The sequence below is a fragment of the Pseudomonas sp. FJ2-5-13 genome, assembly GCF_029201605.1.
Taxonomy (GTDB): Bacteria; Pseudomonadota; Gammaproteobacteria; order Pseudomonadales; family Pseudomonadaceae; genus Aquipseudomonas; species Aquipseudomonas lactis.
In genome coordinates this window covers 1,959,568-1,977,750 of sequence record NZ_CP104045.1, presented here as the reverse complement: position 1 = coordinate 1,977,750, position 18,183 = coordinate 1,959,568, and the positions used below count along the sequence as shown (strand labels likewise).

Annotated in this window: 15 protein-coding genes; 5 read left to right on the top strand and 10 right to left on the bottom strand. The window is 58.9% G+C overall.

Going from position 1 to position 18,183, the window contains the following annotated elements; all coding sequences use genetic code 11:
• Positions 1-11: 11 nt before the first annotated feature.
• From N2A98_RS08930 to sdhC, 5 genes are all read right to left on the bottom strand, one after another.
• Positions 12-2,843, bottom strand: a complete 2,832-nt coding sequence (locus N2A98_RS08930; protein ID WP_032892637.1) for a 2-oxoglutarate dehydrogenase E1 component — start codon at positions 2,841-2,843, stop codon at positions 12-14.
• Between the two features lie 261 nt (positions 2,844-3,104).
• Entirely contained in the window at positions 3,105-3,809 is a 705-nt protein-coding gene (locus tag N2A98_RS08925) for a succinate dehydrogenase iron-sulfur subunit (protein ID WP_003172807.1), read from the bottom strand.
• Positions 3,810-3,820: 11 nt separating this feature from the next.
• Positions 3,821-5,593 (bottom strand): succinate dehydrogenase flavoprotein subunit, encoded by a 1,773-nt coding sequence (gene sdhA, locus N2A98_RS08920; RefSeq protein ID WP_010211741.1) that lies wholly within the window; start codon positions 5,591-5,593, stop codon positions 3,821-3,823.
• A gap of 3 nt (positions 5,594-5,596) precedes the next feature.
• Entirely contained in the window at positions 5,597-5,965 is a 369-nt protein-coding gene (gene sdhD / locus N2A98_RS08915; RefSeq protein ID WP_003172805.1) for a succinate dehydrogenase, hydrophobic membrane anchor protein, read from the bottom strand.
• Positions 5,959-6,333 carry a succinate dehydrogenase, cytochrome b556 subunit gene (gene sdhC / locus N2A98_RS08910; RefSeq protein WP_014717729.1) on the bottom strand — a complete coding sequence of 125 codons (375 nt, stop codon included), beginning with the start codon at positions 6,331-6,333 and terminating at the stop codon, positions 5,959-5,961. The genes sdhD and sdhC overlap by 7 nt, the downstream gene beginning before the upstream one ends.
• A gap of 365 nt (positions 6,334-6,698) precedes the next feature.
• Here sdhC and gltA point away from each other — a divergent pair, with 365 nt between their 5' ends.
• On the top strand, positions 6,699-7,988 hold the full coding sequence (gltA, locus tag N2A98_RS08905) for a citrate synthase (RefSeq protein ID WP_003172803.1): 1,290 nt from the start codon (positions 6,699-6,701) through the stop codon (positions 7,986-7,988).
• Between the two features lie 690 nt (positions 7,989-8,678).
• On the opposite strand, the gene N2A98_RS08900 is transcribed toward gltA, so the two are convergent.
• The 3 genes from N2A98_RS08900 to N2A98_RS08890 form a co-directional block, all read right to left on the bottom strand.
• On the bottom strand, positions 8,679-10,337 hold the full coding sequence (locus N2A98_RS08900; protein WP_044273012.1) for a cation acetate symporter: 1,659 nt from the start codon (positions 10,335-10,337) through the stop codon (positions 8,679-8,681).
• Entirely contained in the window at positions 10,334-10,645 is a 312-nt protein-coding gene (locus tag N2A98_RS08895) for a DUF485 domain-containing protein (protein ID WP_003190001.1), read from the bottom strand. The genes N2A98_RS08900 and N2A98_RS08895 overlap by 4 nt, the downstream gene beginning before the upstream one ends.
• Before the next feature lie 232 nt (positions 10,646-10,877).
• A complete protein-coding gene (locus tag N2A98_RS08890) occupies positions 10,878-11,729 on the bottom strand; it encodes a glycine betaine ABC transporter substrate-binding protein (RefSeq protein WP_003233255.1) in 852 nt (283 codons plus the stop codon).
• A gap of 332 nt (positions 11,730-12,061) precedes the next feature.
• Between N2A98_RS08890 and N2A98_RS08885 the strand changes: the two genes are divergently transcribed.
• Positions 12,062-13,615 carry a glycosyl hydrolase family 17 protein gene (locus N2A98_RS08885; RefSeq protein WP_275623281.1) on the top strand — a complete coding sequence of 518 codons (1,554 nt, stop codon included), beginning with the start codon at positions 12,062-12,064 and terminating at the stop codon, positions 13,613-13,615.
• Between the two features lie 106 nt (positions 13,616-13,721).
• Here the strand turns inward: N2A98_RS08885 and N2A98_RS08880 are convergent, their stop codons facing one another.
• Positions 13,722-14,090: a hypothetical protein gene (locus N2A98_RS08880; RefSeq protein WP_014717724.1), complete on the bottom strand. Its 369-nt coding sequence runs from the start codon at positions 14,088-14,090 to the stop codon at positions 13,722-13,724.
• A 233-nt stretch (positions 14,091-14,323) separates the two neighbouring features.
• On the opposite strand from N2A98_RS08880, the gene N2A98_RS08875 reads away from it, so the two are divergent.
• Positions 14,324-15,622 (top strand): serine/threonine protein kinase, encoded by a 1,299-nt coding sequence (locus N2A98_RS08875; protein ID WP_044273009.1) that lies wholly within the window; start codon positions 14,324-14,326, stop codon positions 15,620-15,622.
• A complete protein-coding gene (locus N2A98_RS08870; protein WP_003189993.1) occupies positions 15,615-16,403 on the top strand; it encodes a VacJ family lipoprotein in 789 nt (262 codons plus the stop codon). Before N2A98_RS08875 ends, N2A98_RS08870 begins: the two co-directional genes overlap by 8 nt.
• A 56-nt stretch (positions 16,404-16,459) precedes the next feature.
• On the opposite strand, the gene N2A98_RS08865 is transcribed toward N2A98_RS08870, so the two are convergent.
• Positions 16,460-17,374, bottom strand: a complete 915-nt coding sequence (locus N2A98_RS08865) for a DUF808 domain-containing protein (RefSeq protein ID WP_275623280.1) — start codon at positions 17,372-17,374, stop codon at positions 16,460-16,462.
• A gap of 134 nt (positions 17,375-17,508) precedes the next feature.
• Between N2A98_RS08865 and N2A98_RS08860 the strand changes: the two genes are divergently transcribed.
• Positions 17,509-18,114, top strand: coding sequence for a TetR/AcrR family transcriptional regulator (locus N2A98_RS08860; protein ID WP_003189991.1), 606 nt, complete (start codon positions 17,509-17,511; stop codon positions 18,112-18,114).
• Positions 18,115-18,183 lie beyond the last annotated feature (69 nt).

The window sequence follows — 18,183 nt, the reverse complement described above, 5'->3', positions numbered from 1 at the left end:
GCGCGAAGGCGTTAAACAGTGAAAGCATCTTGCAGCAGTTTTTCCTGCTGCTCGGCGTGCATCGACGCATAACCACAGGCAGGTGCAGCAGAAGCATCACGACCGGCGTACTCAAGGACCAAGGCCTTGTTGTGGTTGCCGATGCTGCGACGCAGATGATGCTGGCTGCTGTACCAAGCGCCCTGGTTCATCGGTTCTTCCTGACACCACACAACGTTAGTGAGGTTGGTGTAAGGCGCGATGATCTCCATGAGGTCATCTTCCGGGAACGGATAAAGCTGCTCGATACGCACGATGGCGATGTCTTCGCGGCCTTCGGCACGGCGTTTTTCCAGCAGATCGTAGTAGACCTTGCCGCTGCACAGGATCAGGCGAGTGACCTTGGCGGCGTCCAGCGTGTCGATCTCTGGAATCACGGTCTGGAACGAACCTTGGGCCAGATCTTCCAGGGTCGAAACGGCCAGTTTGTGACGCAACAGCGACTTCGGCGTGAGCACCACCAGCGGCTTGCGCAGCGGACGGATCACCTGGCGACGCAGCAAGTGGTAGATCTGGGCCGGGGTCGTCGGCACGCACACCTGGATGTTGTGCTCGGCGCACAGTTGCAGGTAACGCTCCAGACGGGCCGAGGAGTGCTCTGGCCCCTGACCTTCATAACCGTGTGGCAGCAGCATGGTCAGACCGCACAGACGGCCCCACTTGTGCTCGCCGCTGGTGATGAACTGGTCGATCACCACTTGGGCACCGTTGGCGAAGTCGCCGAACTGGGCTTCCCAGATCACCAGCGCATTAGGCGTGGTGGTCGAGTAACCGTATTCGAACGCCAGTACGGCTTCTTCGGACAGGAACGAATCGTACAGGTCGAAACGTGGCTGGCCTTCGTACAGGTTCTGCAACGGGATGTAGGTGCCCGCGTCTTTCTGGTTGTGCAATACAGCATGACGGTGCGAGAACGTACCGCGGCCGATGTCCTGGCCGGTCATGCGGATCGGGTGACCTTCGAACGCCAGGGTCGCGTACGCCATGGTTTCGGCGTAACCCCAGTTGATCGGCAGGCCGCCGGCTTGCATCTTCTGACGGTCTTCGTAGATCTTCGCAACCTGGCGCTGTACGACGAAGCCTTCGGGAATTTCCAGCAGCTTGGCGGACAGTTCCTGCAACGTCTTCAAATCGAACGAGGTATCGTGACGTGCAGTCCAGGTGTGACCCAGGTAGGGGCGCCAGTCAACGAACAGCTCTTTGTTCGGTTCCTTGACCAGGCTTTTCACTACATGCAGGCCGTTGTCCAGCGCGTTGCGGTATTCGTCGACTTTCGCCTGAACACGCGCATCGTCAACAACGCCGGCCTTGGTCAGGCTTTCGGCGTACAGCTCACGGGTGGTGCGCTGCTTGGTGATCTGCTGGTACATCAACGGCTGGGTGCCGCTTGGCTCGTCCGCTTCGTTGTGACCGCGACGGCGGTAGCAAACCAGGTCGATGACCACGTCACGCTTGAACTGCATGCGGTAGTCGACAGCCAGTTGGGTCACGAACAGCACGGCTTCCGGATCATCGCCATTCACATGGAGGATCGGCGCCTGGATCATCTTGGCAACGTCGGTGGCGTACTCGGTGGAGCGCGCATCCAACGGGTTGCTGATGGTGAAACCCACCTGGTTGTTGATGACGATGTGAACGGTACCGCCGGTCTTGAAGCCGCGGGTCTGCGACATCTGGAACGTTTCCAGGACCACGCCTTGACCGGCGAATGCCGCGTCACCGTGGATGGAAATCGGCAGCACTTTCTCACCGGTGGCGTCGTTACGACGATCCTGGCGAGCACGTACCGAACCCTCGACCACTGGCGAAACGATTTCCAGGTGGGAGGGGTTGAATGCCATGGCCAGGTGAACTTCACCGCCGGTGGTCATCACGTTGGACGAGAAGCCCTGGTGGTATTTAACGTCACCGGAACCCAGCTCGACCTTCTTCTTGCCTTCGAACTCGTCGAACAGCTCACGCGGGTTCTTGCCGAAGGTGTTGACCAACACGTTCAGGCGACCACGGTGAGCCATGCCGATCACGATTTCCTTGGTGCCATAGGAACCGGAACGCTGGATCAGCTCGTCGAGCATCGGAATCAGGCTTTCGCCGCCTTCCAGGCCGAAACGCTTGGTGCCTGGGTATTTGGTGCCCAGGTATTTCTCGAGGCCTTCGGCCGCGGTCACGCGCTCCAGCAGGTGGCCGCGCACATCGGCAGACAATACCGGACGGCCACGCACGCCTTCCAGGCGGTGCTGGAACCAGTGGCGCTGCTCGGAATCGGTGATGTGCGTGAATTCAGCGCCGATGGTGCGGCAATATGTCTGCTGCAACGCTTCGTGAATTTCGCGTAGGCTCGCTTCCTCTTTGCCGATGAACAGGTCGCCGGCACGGAAGGTCGTATCAAGATCGGCATTGGTCAAGCCGTAATGATTGATCGACAGGTCTGCAGGTGCAGGACGCTGCCACAGCCCCAGCGGGTCAAGCTGGGCTGCCTGGTGGCCACGCATACGGTAGGCCTGGATCAGTCGCAGTACTTCAACTTGCTTCTTCTCATGCTCACTGCTCACGCTGCCGGCGGAAACCGGTTGGGCGCGGCGCTGGTTCTTTGCCAGCAGCACGAACTGATCGCGAATTGTTGCGTGCGATACATCGGTGGCAGCGTTGCCGTCTGAAGACAACGTCTGAAATTTGGTGCGCCATTCTTCTGGCACAGCGTTAGGGTCGTGCAGGTAGAGCTCATAAAGCTCTTCCACATAGGCAGCGTTACCACCTGAAAGATAGCCGCTGTTCCACATGCGCTGCATCACGCTTTCTTGCATGCTTGGTCACCCTCGATTTGGGGACACCACCGGCGAAAACACCGAGTTTGCTTGCAAAAGGCCAAGTGCAGCGACCAAAACAAGCCACTTAGGATCACGCTGATAGTTCGGGTACCAACCCGAATGCCCCTGCTTGTCTCATTTCTTCAAAATAAGAGCCGCGGCTTTGTAAGTCGCTGCTCAAGTTAAAACTACGGCGCCGGTTGAAGCCTGCGCCGCAGCATTTACGGGCACAACGGTCCTGCTTTACTACAACGTCAGTTACACGCCGCTTTGCAGCAGCATGTTACGGATGTGACCAATGGCCTTAGTCGGGTTCAGGCCTTTAGGACATACGTTGACGCAGTTCATGATCCCGCGGCAGCGGAATACGCTGAACGGGTCATCCAGCGAAGCCAGACGCTCGGACGTCTTGGTATCACGGCTGTCTGCCAGGAAGCGGTAGGCTTGCAGCAGGGCAGCTGGACCCAGGAACTTGTCCGGGTTCCACCAGAAGGACGGGCAGGATGTCGAGCAGCAAGCGCACAGGATGCACTCGTACAGGCCATCGAGCTTTTCACGCTCTTCCGGGGACTGCAGACGCTCGATGGCCGGAGCCGGCGTGTCGTTCTGCAGGAACGGCTTAACTTTCTCGTATTGCTTGTAGAAGATGCTCATATCGACCACCAGGTCACGGATAACCGGCAAACCTGGCAGTGGACGAACGATCAGCTTGTTGCCTTTGACCACGGCGGACAGCGGCGTGATGCACGCCAGGCCGTTTTTGCCGTTGATGTTCATGCCGTCGGAACCGCACACACCTTCACGGCAAGAGCGACGATAGGAGAAACCCTCGTCCTGCTCTTTGATCAGTGCCAGCACATCCAGCACCATCAGGTCTTTACCGCCGGTATCGACCTGGAATTCCTGCATGAACGGCGCAGCGTCCTGATCAGGGTTGTAGCGATAAACACTGACTTTCAACATGGCAGCCACCCTTAGTAAGTCCGAATCTTCGGTTCAAACGTCGGCACCGTCTTCGGCGAGAAGTTCACGGCACGCTTGGTTACGCGCTTGTCACCCGGGAAGTACAGGGTGTGGCACAACCAGTTTTCGTCGTCGCGATCTTCAAAGTCTTCACGAGCGTGAGCACCACGGGATTCTTTACGAACCTCGGCGGCAATCGCCGTCGCTTCAGCCACTTCCAGCAGGTTTTGCAGTTCAAGGGCTTCGATACGAGCGGTGTTGAACGCCTGGCTCTTATCGTTGATCTTGACGTTGGCGATACGCTTGCGCAGGTCTGCCAACTGGGCAATACCCTTCTGCATGTATTCGCCGGTACGGAACACACCGAAGTAGTTCTGCATGCAGCTTTGCAGCTCGCGACGCAGGGTTGCTACGTCTTCGCCATCCGTGCGCTCGTTCAGAGCGTTCAGGCGCGCCAGGGCAGCTTCGATGTTGGCGTCGGTGGCGTCATCGTATTCGATGCCGTCGGTCAGCGCCTTCTCCAGGTGCAGGCCGGCCGCGCGACCGAATACCACGAGGTCGAGCAGCGAGTTGCCGCCCAGGCGGTTGGCACCGTGAACCGATACGCAAGCCACTTCGCCTACCGCGAACAGACCATGAATGATCTCGTCTTCGCCTTCAGCGTTCTGGGTGATTGCCTGGCCATGAATGTTGGTCGGCACGCCGCCCATCATATAGTGGCAAGTTGGAACCACCGGAACCGGAGCAACTACCGGGTCAACGTGGGCAAAGGTCTTGGACAGCTCGCAGATACCAGGCAGGCGGCTGTGCAGCACTTCTTCGCCCAGGTGATCGAGCTTGAGCAGTACGTGGTCGCCATTCGGGCCACAGCCGTTACCGGCGATGATTTCTTTAACCATCGAACGGGCCACAACGTCACGACCGGCCAAGTCTTTGGCGTTCGGAGCATAACGCTCCATGAAACGCTCGCCGTGCTTGTTGATCAGGTAACCACCTTCACCACGGCAACCTTCGGTCACCAGTACACCGGCGCCGGCGATGCCGGTCGGGTGGAACTGCCACATTTCGATGTCTTGTACCGGTACGCCAGCACGCAGAGCCATGCCAACGCCGTCACCGGTGTTGATCAGGGCGTTGGTGGTCGACGCGTAGATACGACCTGCACCACCGGTCGCCAGAACAGTTGCCTTGGCGCGGATGTAGGTGGTTTCACCGGTTTCGATGCAGATGGCGATCACACCAACGAACTCGCCTTGCGCGTTCTTGACCAGGTCAACCGCGTAGTACTCGTTCAGGAACGTGGTACCGGCTTTCAGGTTGCCTTGGTAAAGGGTGTGCAGCAGCGCGTGACCGGTACGGTCGGACGCAGCGCAGGTACGGGCAGCCTGCCCGCCTTTACCGTAATCCTTGGACTGGCCGCCGAATGGACGCTGGTAGATACGGCCTTGCTCGGTACGGGAGAACGGCAGGCCCATGTGGTCCAGCTCGAACACCGCGGCCGGGCCTTCCTGACACATGTATTCGATAGCGTCCTGGTCACCGATATAGTCGGAACCCTTGACGGTATCGTACATGTGCCAGCGCCAGTCATCGTTCGGGTCGGCGGAGGCGATGGCGCAGGTGATGCCACCCTGGGCCGATACGGTGTGGGAACGCGTCGGGAACACCTTGGTGATCACGGCAGTCTTGTGACCGCCCTGGGCCAGTTGCAGCGCAGCGCGCATGCCAGCACCGCCGCCACCAATAATGATGGCGTCGAATGAAATAGTTGGAATGTTAGCCATGAATCAGATACCCCAAAGAATCTGCACACCCCAGACGAAGTAAGCGAACATCGCAACGCCGCATACTGCCTGGAAGAGGAAACGTACTGCAGTCGCGGACTTGCCCAGCGCCATCGGCGTCAGGTAGTCAGTCGCGATGGTCCACATGCCAACCCAGGCGTGAGCGCCCAGGGCTACAAGGGCCAGCAGACTGAAGATTCGCATCGCATTATGGGAAAACAGGCCGTGCCATTGCTCATAGCCGATGCCCGGGTTTGCGACGAGGTATCCGATCAGGAAAATGAAATAAGCCGCGAGAACGACCGCAGACACACGCTGTGCCATCCAGTCATAGAGGCCCGAACGCGACAGATTCGTTACGCTGGTTACCATATCCAAACTCCTGCCAGAACGATCAGCACCACGGAAATGGCGACAATGATTTTCGAGCCCAGGCGGCCGCCTTCCAGCGTCTCACCGATGCCCATGTCCATGATCAAGTGGCGCACACCGGCTACCAGGTGATACAGAAGAGAGGACAGGAGGCCCCATGCTACGAACTTGGCCAGCGGGCTGGTCAAGCATGCCTTCACCTCGGCGTATCCTTCCTCGGAACCCAGGGATTTGCTCAATGCATAAAGCATGATGCCCAAGCCCAGGAACAGGATGATGCCGGAAACACGGTGCAGGAACGACGTAACGCCGGTGATGGGGAGTTTGATGGTCCTTAGGTCTAGGTTTACAGGTCGTTGGCTATTCACGGCTTTTTTTCACACTGAAGAGCCCCTAACAATCAGGGCAAAGTTGTTGGGGAGTGCGACTGGTCAGGTAAGCACCACCCAGGGAGTGCGACCCCCAATGAAAGCAAGCCCAAAAGCCCTTGGCGGTCGGTGGCCGAGTATAGACAGTTAGGTTACTAATGACAACGCGCACACCTCACCCTAATAGCTGATTGCGCTGGCGGGATAAAAGGCGTAAATGGCAGTCAATTTCGACGAAAAAGTACGGTTAAAGCCTTCTGGCGCAAGACTTTAGGCAAATTGACATCTGGATTTATATCAATATAGTGGTGCGGGCCCTGCGTGGGGGGTCTGTCTGATGATTTGAAGCATAAATAGGAGGCCACATGGCTGACAAAAAAGCGCAGTTGATCATCGAGGGCGCAGCCCCCGTCGAGCTGCCCATTTTAACCGGCACCGTTGGTCCCGATGTTATCGACGTACGGGGCCTGACGGCCACGGGCCGTTTTACTTTCGACCCAGGCTTCATGTCGACCGCTTCCTGCGAGTCGAAGATCACCTATATCGATGGTGATAATGGCATTCTGCTTCATCGCGGCTACCCGATCGAGCAACTGGCTGAAAAGTCGGACTACCTGGAAACCTGCTACCTGCTGCTAAATGGCGAATTGCCAACAGCCGAGCAGAAAGCCCAGTTCGTCAGCACCGTGAAGAACCACACCATGGTGCACGAGCAGTTGAAGACCTTCTTCAACGGCTTCCGTCGCGACGCCCACCCAATGGCCGTCATGTGCGGTGTAGTAGGCGCCCTGTCGGCCTTCTATCACGACTCCCTGGACATCAATAACCCGCAGCATCGCGAAATTTCCGCGATCCGCCTGGTTGCCAAGATGCCGACCCTGGCCGCAATGGTTTACAAATACTCCATGGGCCAACCCATGATGTACCCGCGCAACGACCTGACGTACGCGGAAAACTTCCTGCACATGATGTTCAACACCCCGTGCGAGATCAAACCGATCAGCCCGGTGCTCGCCAAGGCCATGGACCGGATCTTCATCCTCCACGCCGACCACGAGCAGAACGCTTCCACCTCTACCGTGCGCCTGGCGGGCTCTTCGGGTGCCAACCCGTTCGCCTGTATTGCCGCCGGCATCGCTGCACTGTGGGGCCCTGCCCACGGCGGTGCAAACGAAGCCGTATTGACCATGCTCGATGAAATCGGCGATGTGTCCAACATCGACAAATTCATCGCCAAGGCCAAGGACAAGAACGATCCGTTCAAGTTGATGGGCTTCGGTCACCGGGTGTACAAGAACCGCGACCCGCGCGCTACCGTCATGAAGCAGACCTGCGACGAAGTGCTGAAGGAACTGGGCATCAAGAACGATCCGCAACTCGAACTGGCCATGCGCCTGGAAGAGATCGCCCTGACCGACCCGTACTTCATCGAACGCTCGCTGTACCCGAACGTCGACTTCTACTCGGGGATCATCCTCAAGGCGATCGGCATTCCAACCAGCATGTTCACCGTGATCTTCGCCCTGGCGCGGACCGTGGGCTGGATCTCCCACTGGAAGGAAATGCTCTCCAGCCCGTACAAGATTGGTCGCCCGCGCCAGCTGTACACGGGCTACGAGTCGCGTGACATCACCAAGCTGGAAGATCGCAAGTAAGCACTTGACTGCTTGTTTGTACTGAGAACGGCCTCCCTTAGTGGAGGCCGTTTTTGTTTGTGTGGCCTGATCTACAGCCATCGCAGCATAGGTATCTACACAACTTTGTGGGCTATAGCAGCAGACGGTAACCACGATGCGAAGCGAGCCGCTCTTGATCTGCTTTTGATCTTAGGCGCCCCGTTAAACCACGCTGGCCGGAATTTGACAGGGATTTGGGGGGTAAACCGGCAGGGATGCCGGTTTAGCCGCCCCGCGCCATGGATGGCGCGTGGCGGCGGCCCCCCAAATCACTGGCGAATTACGGGCACACCGAGCCTAAGCGAGGTGCCGAGTGGTGGGGCAAGAGCGTTTTGCTTACTTTTGCGCTTTTCAAAAGTGAGCCGCTGTCAGAGCGGAACCCTAGGTGGCCGTTACCGCAGGAATGGATATGTAAACGGTCCAACTGTGCTGACTGTCAGGCCGCCTTCGCAGGCAAGCCAGCTCCCACATTTGAATCGCGGCGCGTTAGTTAGATCGGCGCCGGCTGTCAGGCCGTCACGGGAGCAAGCTCCCTCGCCATAGGTTCAGCGTCGCACCAAAATTGTGTGGATACCTATACCGCGATTAGGCCAGCCCAGACAACACAAAAACCCAGGCAAAAAAATACCCCAGCCTTACGACCGGGGTATCTCTTACACAACTGACAACTTAGTGATTAACCGCCCCGCTCGCCCCCAGGCCAGTCTGCGAACGCACAAACTGTGGGAAGTACAGCGCACGCTCTTTCTCTGCCGCCGCCGACTTGTCGGTGATGGAGAAGAACCAGATGCCGACGAACGCAATGATCATCGAGAACAGCGCCGGGTACTCGTACGGGAAGATCGCTTTTTCATGGTGCAGGATCGAGACCCAGATGGTCGGGCCGAGGATCATCAAGCCCACGGCGCTGATCAAGCCCAGCCAGCCGCCAATCATGGCGCCACGGGTGGTGAGGTTTTTCCAGTACATGGAAAGCAGCAGCACCGGGAAGTTACAGCTGGCAGCGATGGAGAACGCCAGGCCGACCATGAACGCAATGTTCTGGCTTTCGAACAGGATACCCAGGCCGATGGCCAATACACCCAAGGCTACGGTGGTGATCTTCGATACGCGAATCTCGTCCTTCTCGTTGGCCTTGCCTTTCTTGATCACGCTGGCATACAGGTCATGGGACACCGCCGAAGCACCCGCCAGGGTCAAGCCGGCAACCACCGCCAGGATGGTGGCAAACGCCACGGCCGAGATGAAGCCCAGGAAGATACTGCCGCCCACCGCGTTGGCCAGGTGCACCGCCGCCATGTTGTTGCCACCGAGCAAGGCGCCCGCTGCGTCCTTGAACGCCGGGTTGGTGCTGACCAACAGGATCGCGCCGAAGCCGATGATGAAGGTCAGGATATAGAAGTAGCCGATGAAGCCGGTTGCGTACAGCACGCTCTTACGCGCTTCCTTGGCGTCGCTCACCGTGAAGAAGCGCATCAGGATGTGCGGCAGGCCAGCGGTACCGAACATCAGTGCCAGGCCCAGGGAGAATGCCGAGATCGGGTCCTTCACCAGGCCGCCGGGGCTCATGATCGCTTCACCTTTGGGGTGAACCTTGATGGCCTCGGAGAACAGCATGTTGAAGTCGAAGTTGACGTGCTTCATCACCATCAGTGCCATGAACGAGGCACCGGACAGCAACAGCACCGCCTTGATGATCTGCACCCAGGTGGTCGCCAGCATGCCGCCGAACAGCACGTACATGCACATCAGGATTCCCACCAGGATCACCGCCACATGGTAATCAAGGCCGAACAGCAGTTGGATCAGCTTGCCCGCGCCGACCATCTGCGCGATCAGGTAGAACGCCACCACCACCAGCGAGCCACAGGCCGACAGGCTGCGGATCTGGGTTTGACCCAGGCGATAGGACGCCACGTCGGCAAAGGTGTATTTGCCCAGGTTACGCAAGCGCTCGGCGATCAGGAACAGAATGATCGGCCAGCCCACCAGGAAGCCGATCGAGTAGATCAAGCCGTCGTAGCCGGAGGTGAACACCAGCGCGGAAATCCCCAGGAAGGACGCCGCCGACATGTAGTCACCGGCAATTGCCAGACCGTTCTGGAAACCGGTGATCTTGCCGCCCGCCGCATAGTAGTCCGCTGCCGACTTGTTGCGCTTGGACGCCCAGTAAGTGATGCACAGGGTGGCGCCGACAAACGCGACGAACATCACAATGGCCGAGACGTTCAGCGGTTGCTTGTGCACTTCACCGGTCAATGCGTCCGCCGCCCAAACGGCCGGAGCCAACAGCGAAGCGCCGAATAGAGCCAATAGACGCCGGATCATTGCGCAGCCTCCTTGAGAATCGCATTGTTCAGGTCGTCAAATTCGCCGTTGGCCCGACGCACGTAGATGCCGGTGAGAATGAAGGCCGACACAATCAGCCCCACGCCCAGGGGAATGCCCCAGGTAATCGATGAACCGGGGCTGATCTTGGCCCCCAGTACTTGTGGCCCGTAGGCAATCAACAGGATGAAAGCGGAGTAAAGCCCTAGCATGATCGCCGAGAGAATCCAGGCGAACCTTTCCCTTTTCCTGACCAGCTCCTTGAAACGCGGGCTGTTTTGAATCGAGAGGTAAATGCTGTCGTTCATTGTTTTTATCCTCGCAGCACAGCTTTTTATTATTTTGGAACGTATCCACTGTATGCGGCTGCGCAATGGGTTCCAGACGACCTTAGTAGTAGATCGAGCTTAGCGAGGATTTGAAAAAAATGTAGGAGCGAGCTTGCTCGCGAAAAACGTCAACGATAACGCGTTCATTCTGGATGATCGCGGTGCCGGTGCGTTCTTCGCGAGCAAGCTCGCTCCTACAGTTGGGGCGGGGTTATTTAGCGGTCCATTCGGCGACGCGCTCGGGGTGCTTGGCTACCCAGTCCTTGGCCGCGGCGTCCGGCTTGGCGCCTTCTTGAATCGCCAGCATGACTTCACCGATTTCATCCTTGGAGGCCCACTGGAATTTCTTCAGGAAGGCCGCGACTTCCGGCGCTTTCTTCTCCAGGCCCTTGCTGCCGATGCTGTTGACCGTTTCAGCAGCACCATAAATCCCTTTTGGGTCGTCCAGGAAACGCAGTTTCCACTTGGCGAACATCCAGTGCGGCACCCAACCGGTGACCGCAATCGACTCTTGCTTGTCTTCGGCGCGGGTCAGTTCTGCGATCATCGCCGCACCCGAGCTGGCTTGCAGTTTGTAGTCCAGGCCATATTGCTTGATGGCTTCGTCGGTCTTGAGCATTACGCCTGAACCGGCGTCGATGCCGACGATCTTGTTCTTGAAGGTGGTATCGGTCTTGAGGTCTTCAATGGACTTGGCCTTGACGTACTCCGGCACGATCAGGCCGATCTTGGCGTCCTTGAAGTTGGGGCCGTAGTCGACCACCTTGTCCTTGTTCTTGGTCCAGTATTCACCGTGGGTTACAGGTAGCCAGGCGGAGAGCATGGCATCGAGTTTGCCAGTGGCGACGCCCTGCCACATGATCCCGGTGGCAACCGCTTGCAGTTTTACGTCGTAGCCGAGCTTTTGCTTGATCACCTCTGCCGCCACATGAGTGGTGGCCACGCTGTCGGACCAGCCGTCCACGTAGCCGATGCTCAGGGTCTTGCTGTCGGCACTGGCCAGTGTGGAGCCCATCGCAACTACCAGAGTGGCAGCTGCGCCCAAGAGTCGTCGCATCTTCATAGTACTTCCCCGAAAGTGCTGCGCCCGACGGATGCCGAGCGACGTCAAACTGTTGTTATAGGGTGCACCGCGCCCCCTTCACGCGCATCGATCCGGTTGCTGAGGTATCAGTGGAGTACTGACAGTTTTATCTTCAACCTGCGTAGGCATTTGCCCTGCTCTGTCAGCGACCTTGGTTAAGCAAGAAACGACATCACATCGCCAGTAGGACGCTTTGTAGGCGTTATCGCCAGAATCCCGCCCGAAGTTTGCATGTCAAAATTATGCAGCCGCACTGGGCTGCGGCAAATCCGGGTAAGATGCGCGCCTTTGCTCCCCCAGATAAGCCGACCATGCCCGCGACTGCCCGCTTCCCTGCCCTGCCCTATTTCTTTGCCTTGATCCTCGGCGTGCTTGCCCTTGCCGGCTACTGGTACGGCCTCGGCCGGCCCGTGGTATTGCCGGACGTCGCCAGCGCCAGCCATAAGCTGCAATGTGCGTCCTACACACCATTCGACAAGGACCAATCCCCGTTCGATCAGCCGTTCAGGTTACGCCCCGAGCGCATGGACGCCGACCTGGCGCTGCTCGCCACGCGTTTTGAATGCATTCGCACCTATTCCATGACCGGCCTGGAAGCCCTGCCGGACATGGCGCGCAAGCATGGGTTGAAGGTGATGGCCGGGGCCTGGGTCAGCAGTGACCCCGTGGCGACTCAAAAAGAGATCAACGAGTTGATCGCGGCGGCCAACGCCAGCCCGGACGTGGTGACCTCGGTGATCGTCGGCAACGAAGCCCTGCTGCGCAAGGAAGTCACTGCCAAGCAACTGGTGGCGCTGATCCATCAGGTTAAAAACCAGATCAAGCAGCCCGTCACCTATGCCGATGTCTGGGAATTTTGGTTGCAACACCCGGAAATCGAGCCGGCGGTGGACTTCCTGACCATTCACCTGCTGCCGTATTGGGAAGATGAACCGTCCGGCATCGACCAGGCGCTCAAGCACGTGGGTGATGTGCGCCAGACCTTCGGCCATAAATTCGCGCCCAAGGACATCGTGATCGGTGAAACCGGCTGGCCTAGTGAGGGCCGCCAGCGCGAAACCGCCGTGCCCAGCCGGGTCAATGAAGCCAGGTTCATGCGCGGTTTCGTGGCCATGGCCGAAGCCAATGGCTGGCGCTACAACCTGATCGAAGCCTTTGACCAGCCATGGAAGCGCGCCAGTGAAGGGGCTGTGGGCGGTTACTGGGGGCTGTTCGATGCAGACCGCCAAGACAAAGGCGTTCTCGCAGGCCCTGTGACCAACGTGCCGTACTGGCCGCTGTGGCTGGGCATCGGGGGGCTCATCCTGCTTGGCACCCTGGTGCTCGGCGGCCGTGTTCGCAGCACTCGCTCAGCGTTAATACTGCCGTTGCTCGGTGCCGTGGCGGCATGTTCCATCGGCAGTTGGGCCGAACTGACCCGCGTTACCGCGCGCTTCAGCGATGAATGGGTATGGGCAGGCTTGCTGGTGGCGTTGAACCTGCTGGTGCTGGCCCATGCCGCCCTGGCACTCAGCGCCCGCGAAGGCTGGCGTGCGCGCGGGTTCAACTGGCTGGAGCAGCGCGCCGGCTGGCTGCTGGCAATCGCCGGGTTTGCCGGTGCGGTGATGATGCTGGCGCTGGTGTTTGACCCGCGCTATCGCAGCTTCCCAAGCGCAGCGCTGGTGCTGCCGGCCCTGGTGTACCTGGTACGCCCGGTGACCGGGCCGCGTCGGGAGATTGCGTTGCTGGCCTTTATCATCGGTGCCGGCATTGCGCCGCAGTTGTACCGTGAAGGGCTGTTGAACCAGCAGGCCTGGGGTTGGGCCGTGGTCAGCGTGCTGATGGTTGCGGCTTTGTGGCGTTGCTTGCGAGTGCGCAAGGTTTAACACCGCTATCGCAGGCAAGCCAGCTCCCACAGTTGACCGTGCTCACACATAGAAATGTGTGAACCCAATCAACTGTGGGAGCTGGCTTGCCTGCGATGAGGCCACATCAGGCGCCGCGCGGCTTCCTGACCAACCGCAACCCCGCAATCACCACCGCAAACACCGCAAACGTCGTGTTGTACAACGCCAGCGCCGGCAACCCGAACACCAACCCCACTACTGCCAACGCCCATCCCGCACGCCCCGGTACAAAAAAGCCCAGCACCGAGGTGATCAACGCCGCCCACCCCAGCAGCTTGAAATGAATCATCAAACCCAAATTCGAACGCACCTGGCATTCCCAGCGGCTGGCCTCATCCGCGCAGATGCCAACCCATTGCCCATCCTCCATGAAGCCGTAACGTGCGGCATAACTGGCGGCCAGCCATAACGGCAGGGCAATAAGCAGCAGGATCAACGGCAAACGACGGGACATGAGGCACTCCGATAGGCAAAAACGGCGCCCAGCTTAATCCCACGGCGGCCGTTAGCAAGGTGTTCGCACAGATATCTGTTCAACAAAGCATGGCAAAGTGTATCGTCTCGCTACTATTACCCCGATTCCGACGTTTTTTCCGACTTTTCGTGCCGAGTGCTGGCACTTCGGTGACAAGGCGGTGGTCATAGCCTGCGAACTTCATTCAGCCCGTTCCTCTTAGGGATTAAGTCATGCTCCGTTCCTTGCGCTGTGCTGCCTTGCTGGGCAGCCTATTTTTGAGTGCGTCAGCACTGGCCGTCGATATCGACCAAGCCAGCTATGGCTACCCTTTGACCAACCCGTTCGAAGCGACCATCGCCACCACACCTCCCGATCTGCGGCCAACCCTGCCGACCGATGACGAGATCACCCAGTCCGACTACACCCTGACGATGCGCCCCGAGCGCGAGTTCAGCCTGCCGGACAATTTCTGGGCGGTGAAGAAACTCACCTACCGTATTGCCAAGCAGGACCGTGCTGCGCCGTTGATCTTCCTGATCGCCGGCACCGGTGCACGCTTTGACAGCAGCATCAACGAATACCTGAAAAAGCTGTATTACCAGGCCGGCTACCATGTGGTGCAACTGTCCTCGCCGACCAGCTTCGACTTCATCAGCGCCGCTTCGCGCTTCGCCACCCCGGGCATCACCCAGGAAGACGCCGAAGACATGTACCGCGTGATGCAAGCCGTACGCGCGCAGAACGCCTCGTTGCCCGTGACCGATTTCTACCTCACCGGCTACAGCCTGGGCGCCCTGGATGCGGCGTTTGTCAGCAGGCTGGATGAGACCCGCCGCAGCTTCAACTTCAAAAAAGTGCTGCTGCTCAACCCGCCGGTCAACCTCTACACCTCGATCACCAACCTCGACAAGCTGGTACAGACCGAGGTCAAGGGCATCAACAACAGCACCACCTTCTATGAGTTGGTGCTGAGCAAACTGACGCGTTACTTCCAGCAAAAAGGCTACATCGACCTCAACGATGCCCTGCTTTATGACTTCCAGCAGTCCAAGCAGCACCTGACCAACGAACAGATGGCCATGCTGATCGGCACCTCGTTCCGCTTCTCGGCCGCCGACATTGCCTTCACTTCGGACTTGATCAACCGACGTGGCCTGATTATTCCGCCCAAGTACCCGATCACCGAAGGCACCAGCCTCACGCCGTTCCTCAAGCGTGCCCTGCAGTGTGACTTCGACTGCTACCTCACCGAACAAGTGATCCCGATGTGGCGCGCACGTTCCGATGGCGGCAGCCTGCTGCAACTGATCGACCAGGTCAGCCTCTACGCCCTCAAGGACTACCTGCGCGACAGCCCGAAAATCGCCGTGATGCATAACGCCGACGACGTGATCCTCGGCCCTGGCGACCTGGGCTTCCTGCGTAAAACTTTCGGCGATCGCTTGACCGTCTACCCGCTGGGCGGCCACTGCGGCAACCTCAATTACCGCGTCAACGCCGACGCCATGCTGGAGTTCTTCCGTGGCTAAATATCTTCTGCTGCTCGCCGCGCTGATGTGCGCAGGCGTGGCCAATGCCGACAACAGCAAGGCCCAAGAACCCGTCAAGGTCGATGCCGACGGCTTCAAGGAGCCGCTGACCAAGCTCAAGTTCAACCCAGGCTTGGACCAGCGCGAATTCGAGCGCTCCACGCTCACCGCGCTCAACGTCTACGACCCACTGGAGTCGTGGAACCGCCGCGTGTACCACTTCAACTATCGCTTCGACCAGTGGGTGTTCCTGCCCGTGGTGAACGGTTACCGCTATGTCACGCCGAGCTTTCTGCGCACCGGCGTGAGCAACTTCTTCAACAACCTGGGCGATGTGCCCAACCTGATGAACAGCTTGTTGCAGCTCAAGGGCCACCGCTCGCTGGAAACCACCGGGCGCCTGCTGGTCAACACCACCATTGGCATCGCCGGCCTGTGGGACCCGGCCACCGCCATGGGCCTGCCGCGCCAGAGCGAAGACTTCGGCCAGACCCTGGGCTTCTACGGTGTACCGGGGGGTGCTTACCTGATGCTGCCGATCTTCGGCCCGTCGAACCTGCGTGACACCGGCGGCCTGCTGGTGGACTACAGCGCCGAATCGCAGATCAACTTCCTCAACGTGTCTGAAGTCAGCTCCAACCATCCGGAAGTCTGGGCCCTGCGCGCCGTCGACAAGCGCTACCAGACCAGCTTCCGCTACGGCCAGATGAACTCGCCGTTCGAGTATGAGAAGGTGCGGTATATCTACACCGAATCGCGCAAGTTGCAGATCGCCGAGTAAACAGCAGCGATAAAAAAAGGCCATTCGATTGAATGGCCTTTTTTATGCCTGTCATCTCACCCTCGCAGTGCTTTCCAACCTTTACCTGCCACGCTGACCACTGCCAGGACGACGGCGCCGGCAATGATCCCCGCCACCGCATTGAGCAGCGTTGGCATCAGCCACGCCAACGCGCCGGTGCTCTGGCTCACGGTTTCGATCCAGTGATGCACCACGGGCACGCCATGGGTGAGGATACCGCCACCGACCATGAACATCGCCGCCGTGCCGATCACCGACAAGCTCTTCATCATGTAGGGTGCCGCGCTCAGGATCGCGCCGCCAATACTGCGCGCCACTTGGCCCGGCTTCTGCGTCAGCCACAGCCCCAGGTCGTCGAGCTTGACGATACCGGCCACCAATCCATATACGCCGATGGTCATGACAATGGCGATACCCGACAGCACGATCACCTGCTGCGTCAGCTGCGCGTCGGCGACGATGCCGAGGGTGATGGCGATGATCTCGGCGGAGAGAATAAAGTCGGTACGGATCGCGCCCTTGATCTTGTCTTTCTCGAACGCCACCAGATCGGTTGCCGGGTCGGCCACCGCTTCAGCCAACTGTGCGTGTTCGGCTTGATCTTCAGCCTTGCTGTGCAGGAATTTTTGCGCGAGTTTTTCAAAGCCCTCGAAACACAGGTAGGCACCGCCGAGCATCAATAACGGTATCACCGCCCAGGGGGCAAAGGCGCTGATCAACAGGGCCGTCGGCACCAGGATCAGCTTGTTGATAAACGAGCCCTTGGCCACCGCCCACACCACGGGGATTTCCCGCTCGGCGCGCACGCCGGAGACCTGCTGGGCGTTCAGTGCAAGGTCATCGCCGAGCACGCCCGATGTCTTCTTGGCGGCCATTTTTGTCATCAGCGCAACGTCATCGAGTACCGCGGCGATATCGTCGATCAACACCAATAAGCTGCTTCCTGCCATGAACCGGACTTCCGTTAGAGAGAGATCGCGCGAGCATAGCGCGGCGCAAGGCCTTGTGGGCAGATTGTTGAGGCCTGCGGATGGCCGGTGCTACCATGCGCAACCGCCTGTCATGGCAAGGAAACGTCTGGTTTATGAGCAGCATTCGCGAGCGCAACAAAGAAAAAATCCTGCGGGCGGCGAGCGAGGAGTTTGCCGACAAGGGCTTCGCCGCGACCAAAACCAGCGACATCGCCGCCAAGGCCGGGCTGCCCAAGCCCAACGTCTATTACTACTTCAAGTCCAAGGACAACCTCTACCGCGAGGTGCTCGAAAGCATCATCGAGCCGATCCTGGCCGCCTCTACGCCGTTCAACCCCGACGGCGAGCCCAAGGAAGTGTTGAGCAATTACATCCGCTCAAAAATCCGCATCTCCCGCGACCTGCCGTTCGCCTCCAAGGTATTCGCCAGCGAAATCATGCACGGCGCCCCACACCTGAGCGCCGACCAGGTTGAACAGCTCAATGCCCAGGCCAAGCACAATATCGACTGCATCCAGAGCTGGGTTGACCGTGGCCTGATCGCAGCGATAGACCCCAACCACCTGATGTTCAGCATCTGGGCAGCCACCCAGACCTATGCCGATTTCGACTGGCAGATCTCGGCAGTGACCGGCAAGGCCAAGCTGGATGAAGCCGATTATGAGGCGGCGGCGCAGACGATTATTCGGTTGGTGCTCAAGGGGTGTGAGCCGGATTGATAGACCGCGGCGAGGCTATCGCAGGCAAGCCAGCTCCCACTTCGTCCAGCGTCGTACACACTATGTATG

Bases quoted from the DNA above. Each gene is read 5' to 3' on its own strand.
- N2A98_RS08885 (WP_275623281.1), top strand. From the start codon at position 12,062: ATGCCCGCGACTGCCCGCTTCCCTGCCCTGCCCTATTTCTTTGCCTTG.
- N2A98_RS08880 (WP_014717724.1), bottom strand. From the start codon at position 14,090: ATGTCCCGTCGTTTGCCGTTGATCCTGCTGCTTATTGCCCTGCCGTTA.
- gltA (WP_003172803.1), top strand. From the start codon at position 6,699: ATGGCTGACAAAAAAGCGCAGTTGATCATCGAGGGCGCAGCCCCCGTC.
- sdhA (WP_010211741.1), bottom strand. From the start codon at position 5,593: ATGGCTAACATTCCAACTATTTCATTCGACGCCATCATTATTGGTGGC.
- N2A98_RS08925 (WP_003172807.1), bottom strand. From the start codon at position 3,809: ATGTTGAAAGTCAGTGTTTATCGCTACAACCCTGATCAGGACGCTGCG.
- N2A98_RS08860 (WP_003189991.1), top strand. From the start codon at position 17,509: ATGAGCAGCATTCGCGAGCGCAACAAAGAAAAAATCCTGCGGGCGGCG.
- N2A98_RS08900 (WP_044273012.1), bottom strand. From the start codon at position 10,337: ATGATCCGGCGTCTATTGGCTCTATTCGGCGCTTCGCTGTTGGCTCCG.
- sdhD (WP_003172805.1), bottom strand. From the start codon at position 5,965: ATGGTAACCAGCGTAACGAATCTGTCGCGTTCGGGCCTCTATGACTGG.
- N2A98_RS08890 (WP_003233255.1), bottom strand. From the start codon at position 11,729: ATGAAGATGCGACGACTCTTGGGCGCAGCTGCCACTCTGGTAGTTGCG.
- N2A98_RS08875 (WP_044273009.1), top strand. From the start codon at position 14,324: ATGCTCCGTTCCTTGCGCTGTGCTGCCTTGCTGGGCAGCCTATTTTTG.
- N2A98_RS08930 (WP_032892637.1), bottom strand. From the start codon at position 2,843: ATGCAAGAAAGCGTGATGCAGCGCATGTGGAACAGCGGCTATCTTTCA.
- N2A98_RS08865 (WP_275623280.1), bottom strand. From the start codon at position 17,374: ATGGCAGGAAGCAGCTTATTGGTGTTGATCGACGATATCGCCGCGGTA.
- N2A98_RS08895 (WP_003190001.1), bottom strand. From the start codon at position 10,645: ATGAACGACAGCATTTACCTCTCGATTCAAAACAGCCCGCGTTTCAAG.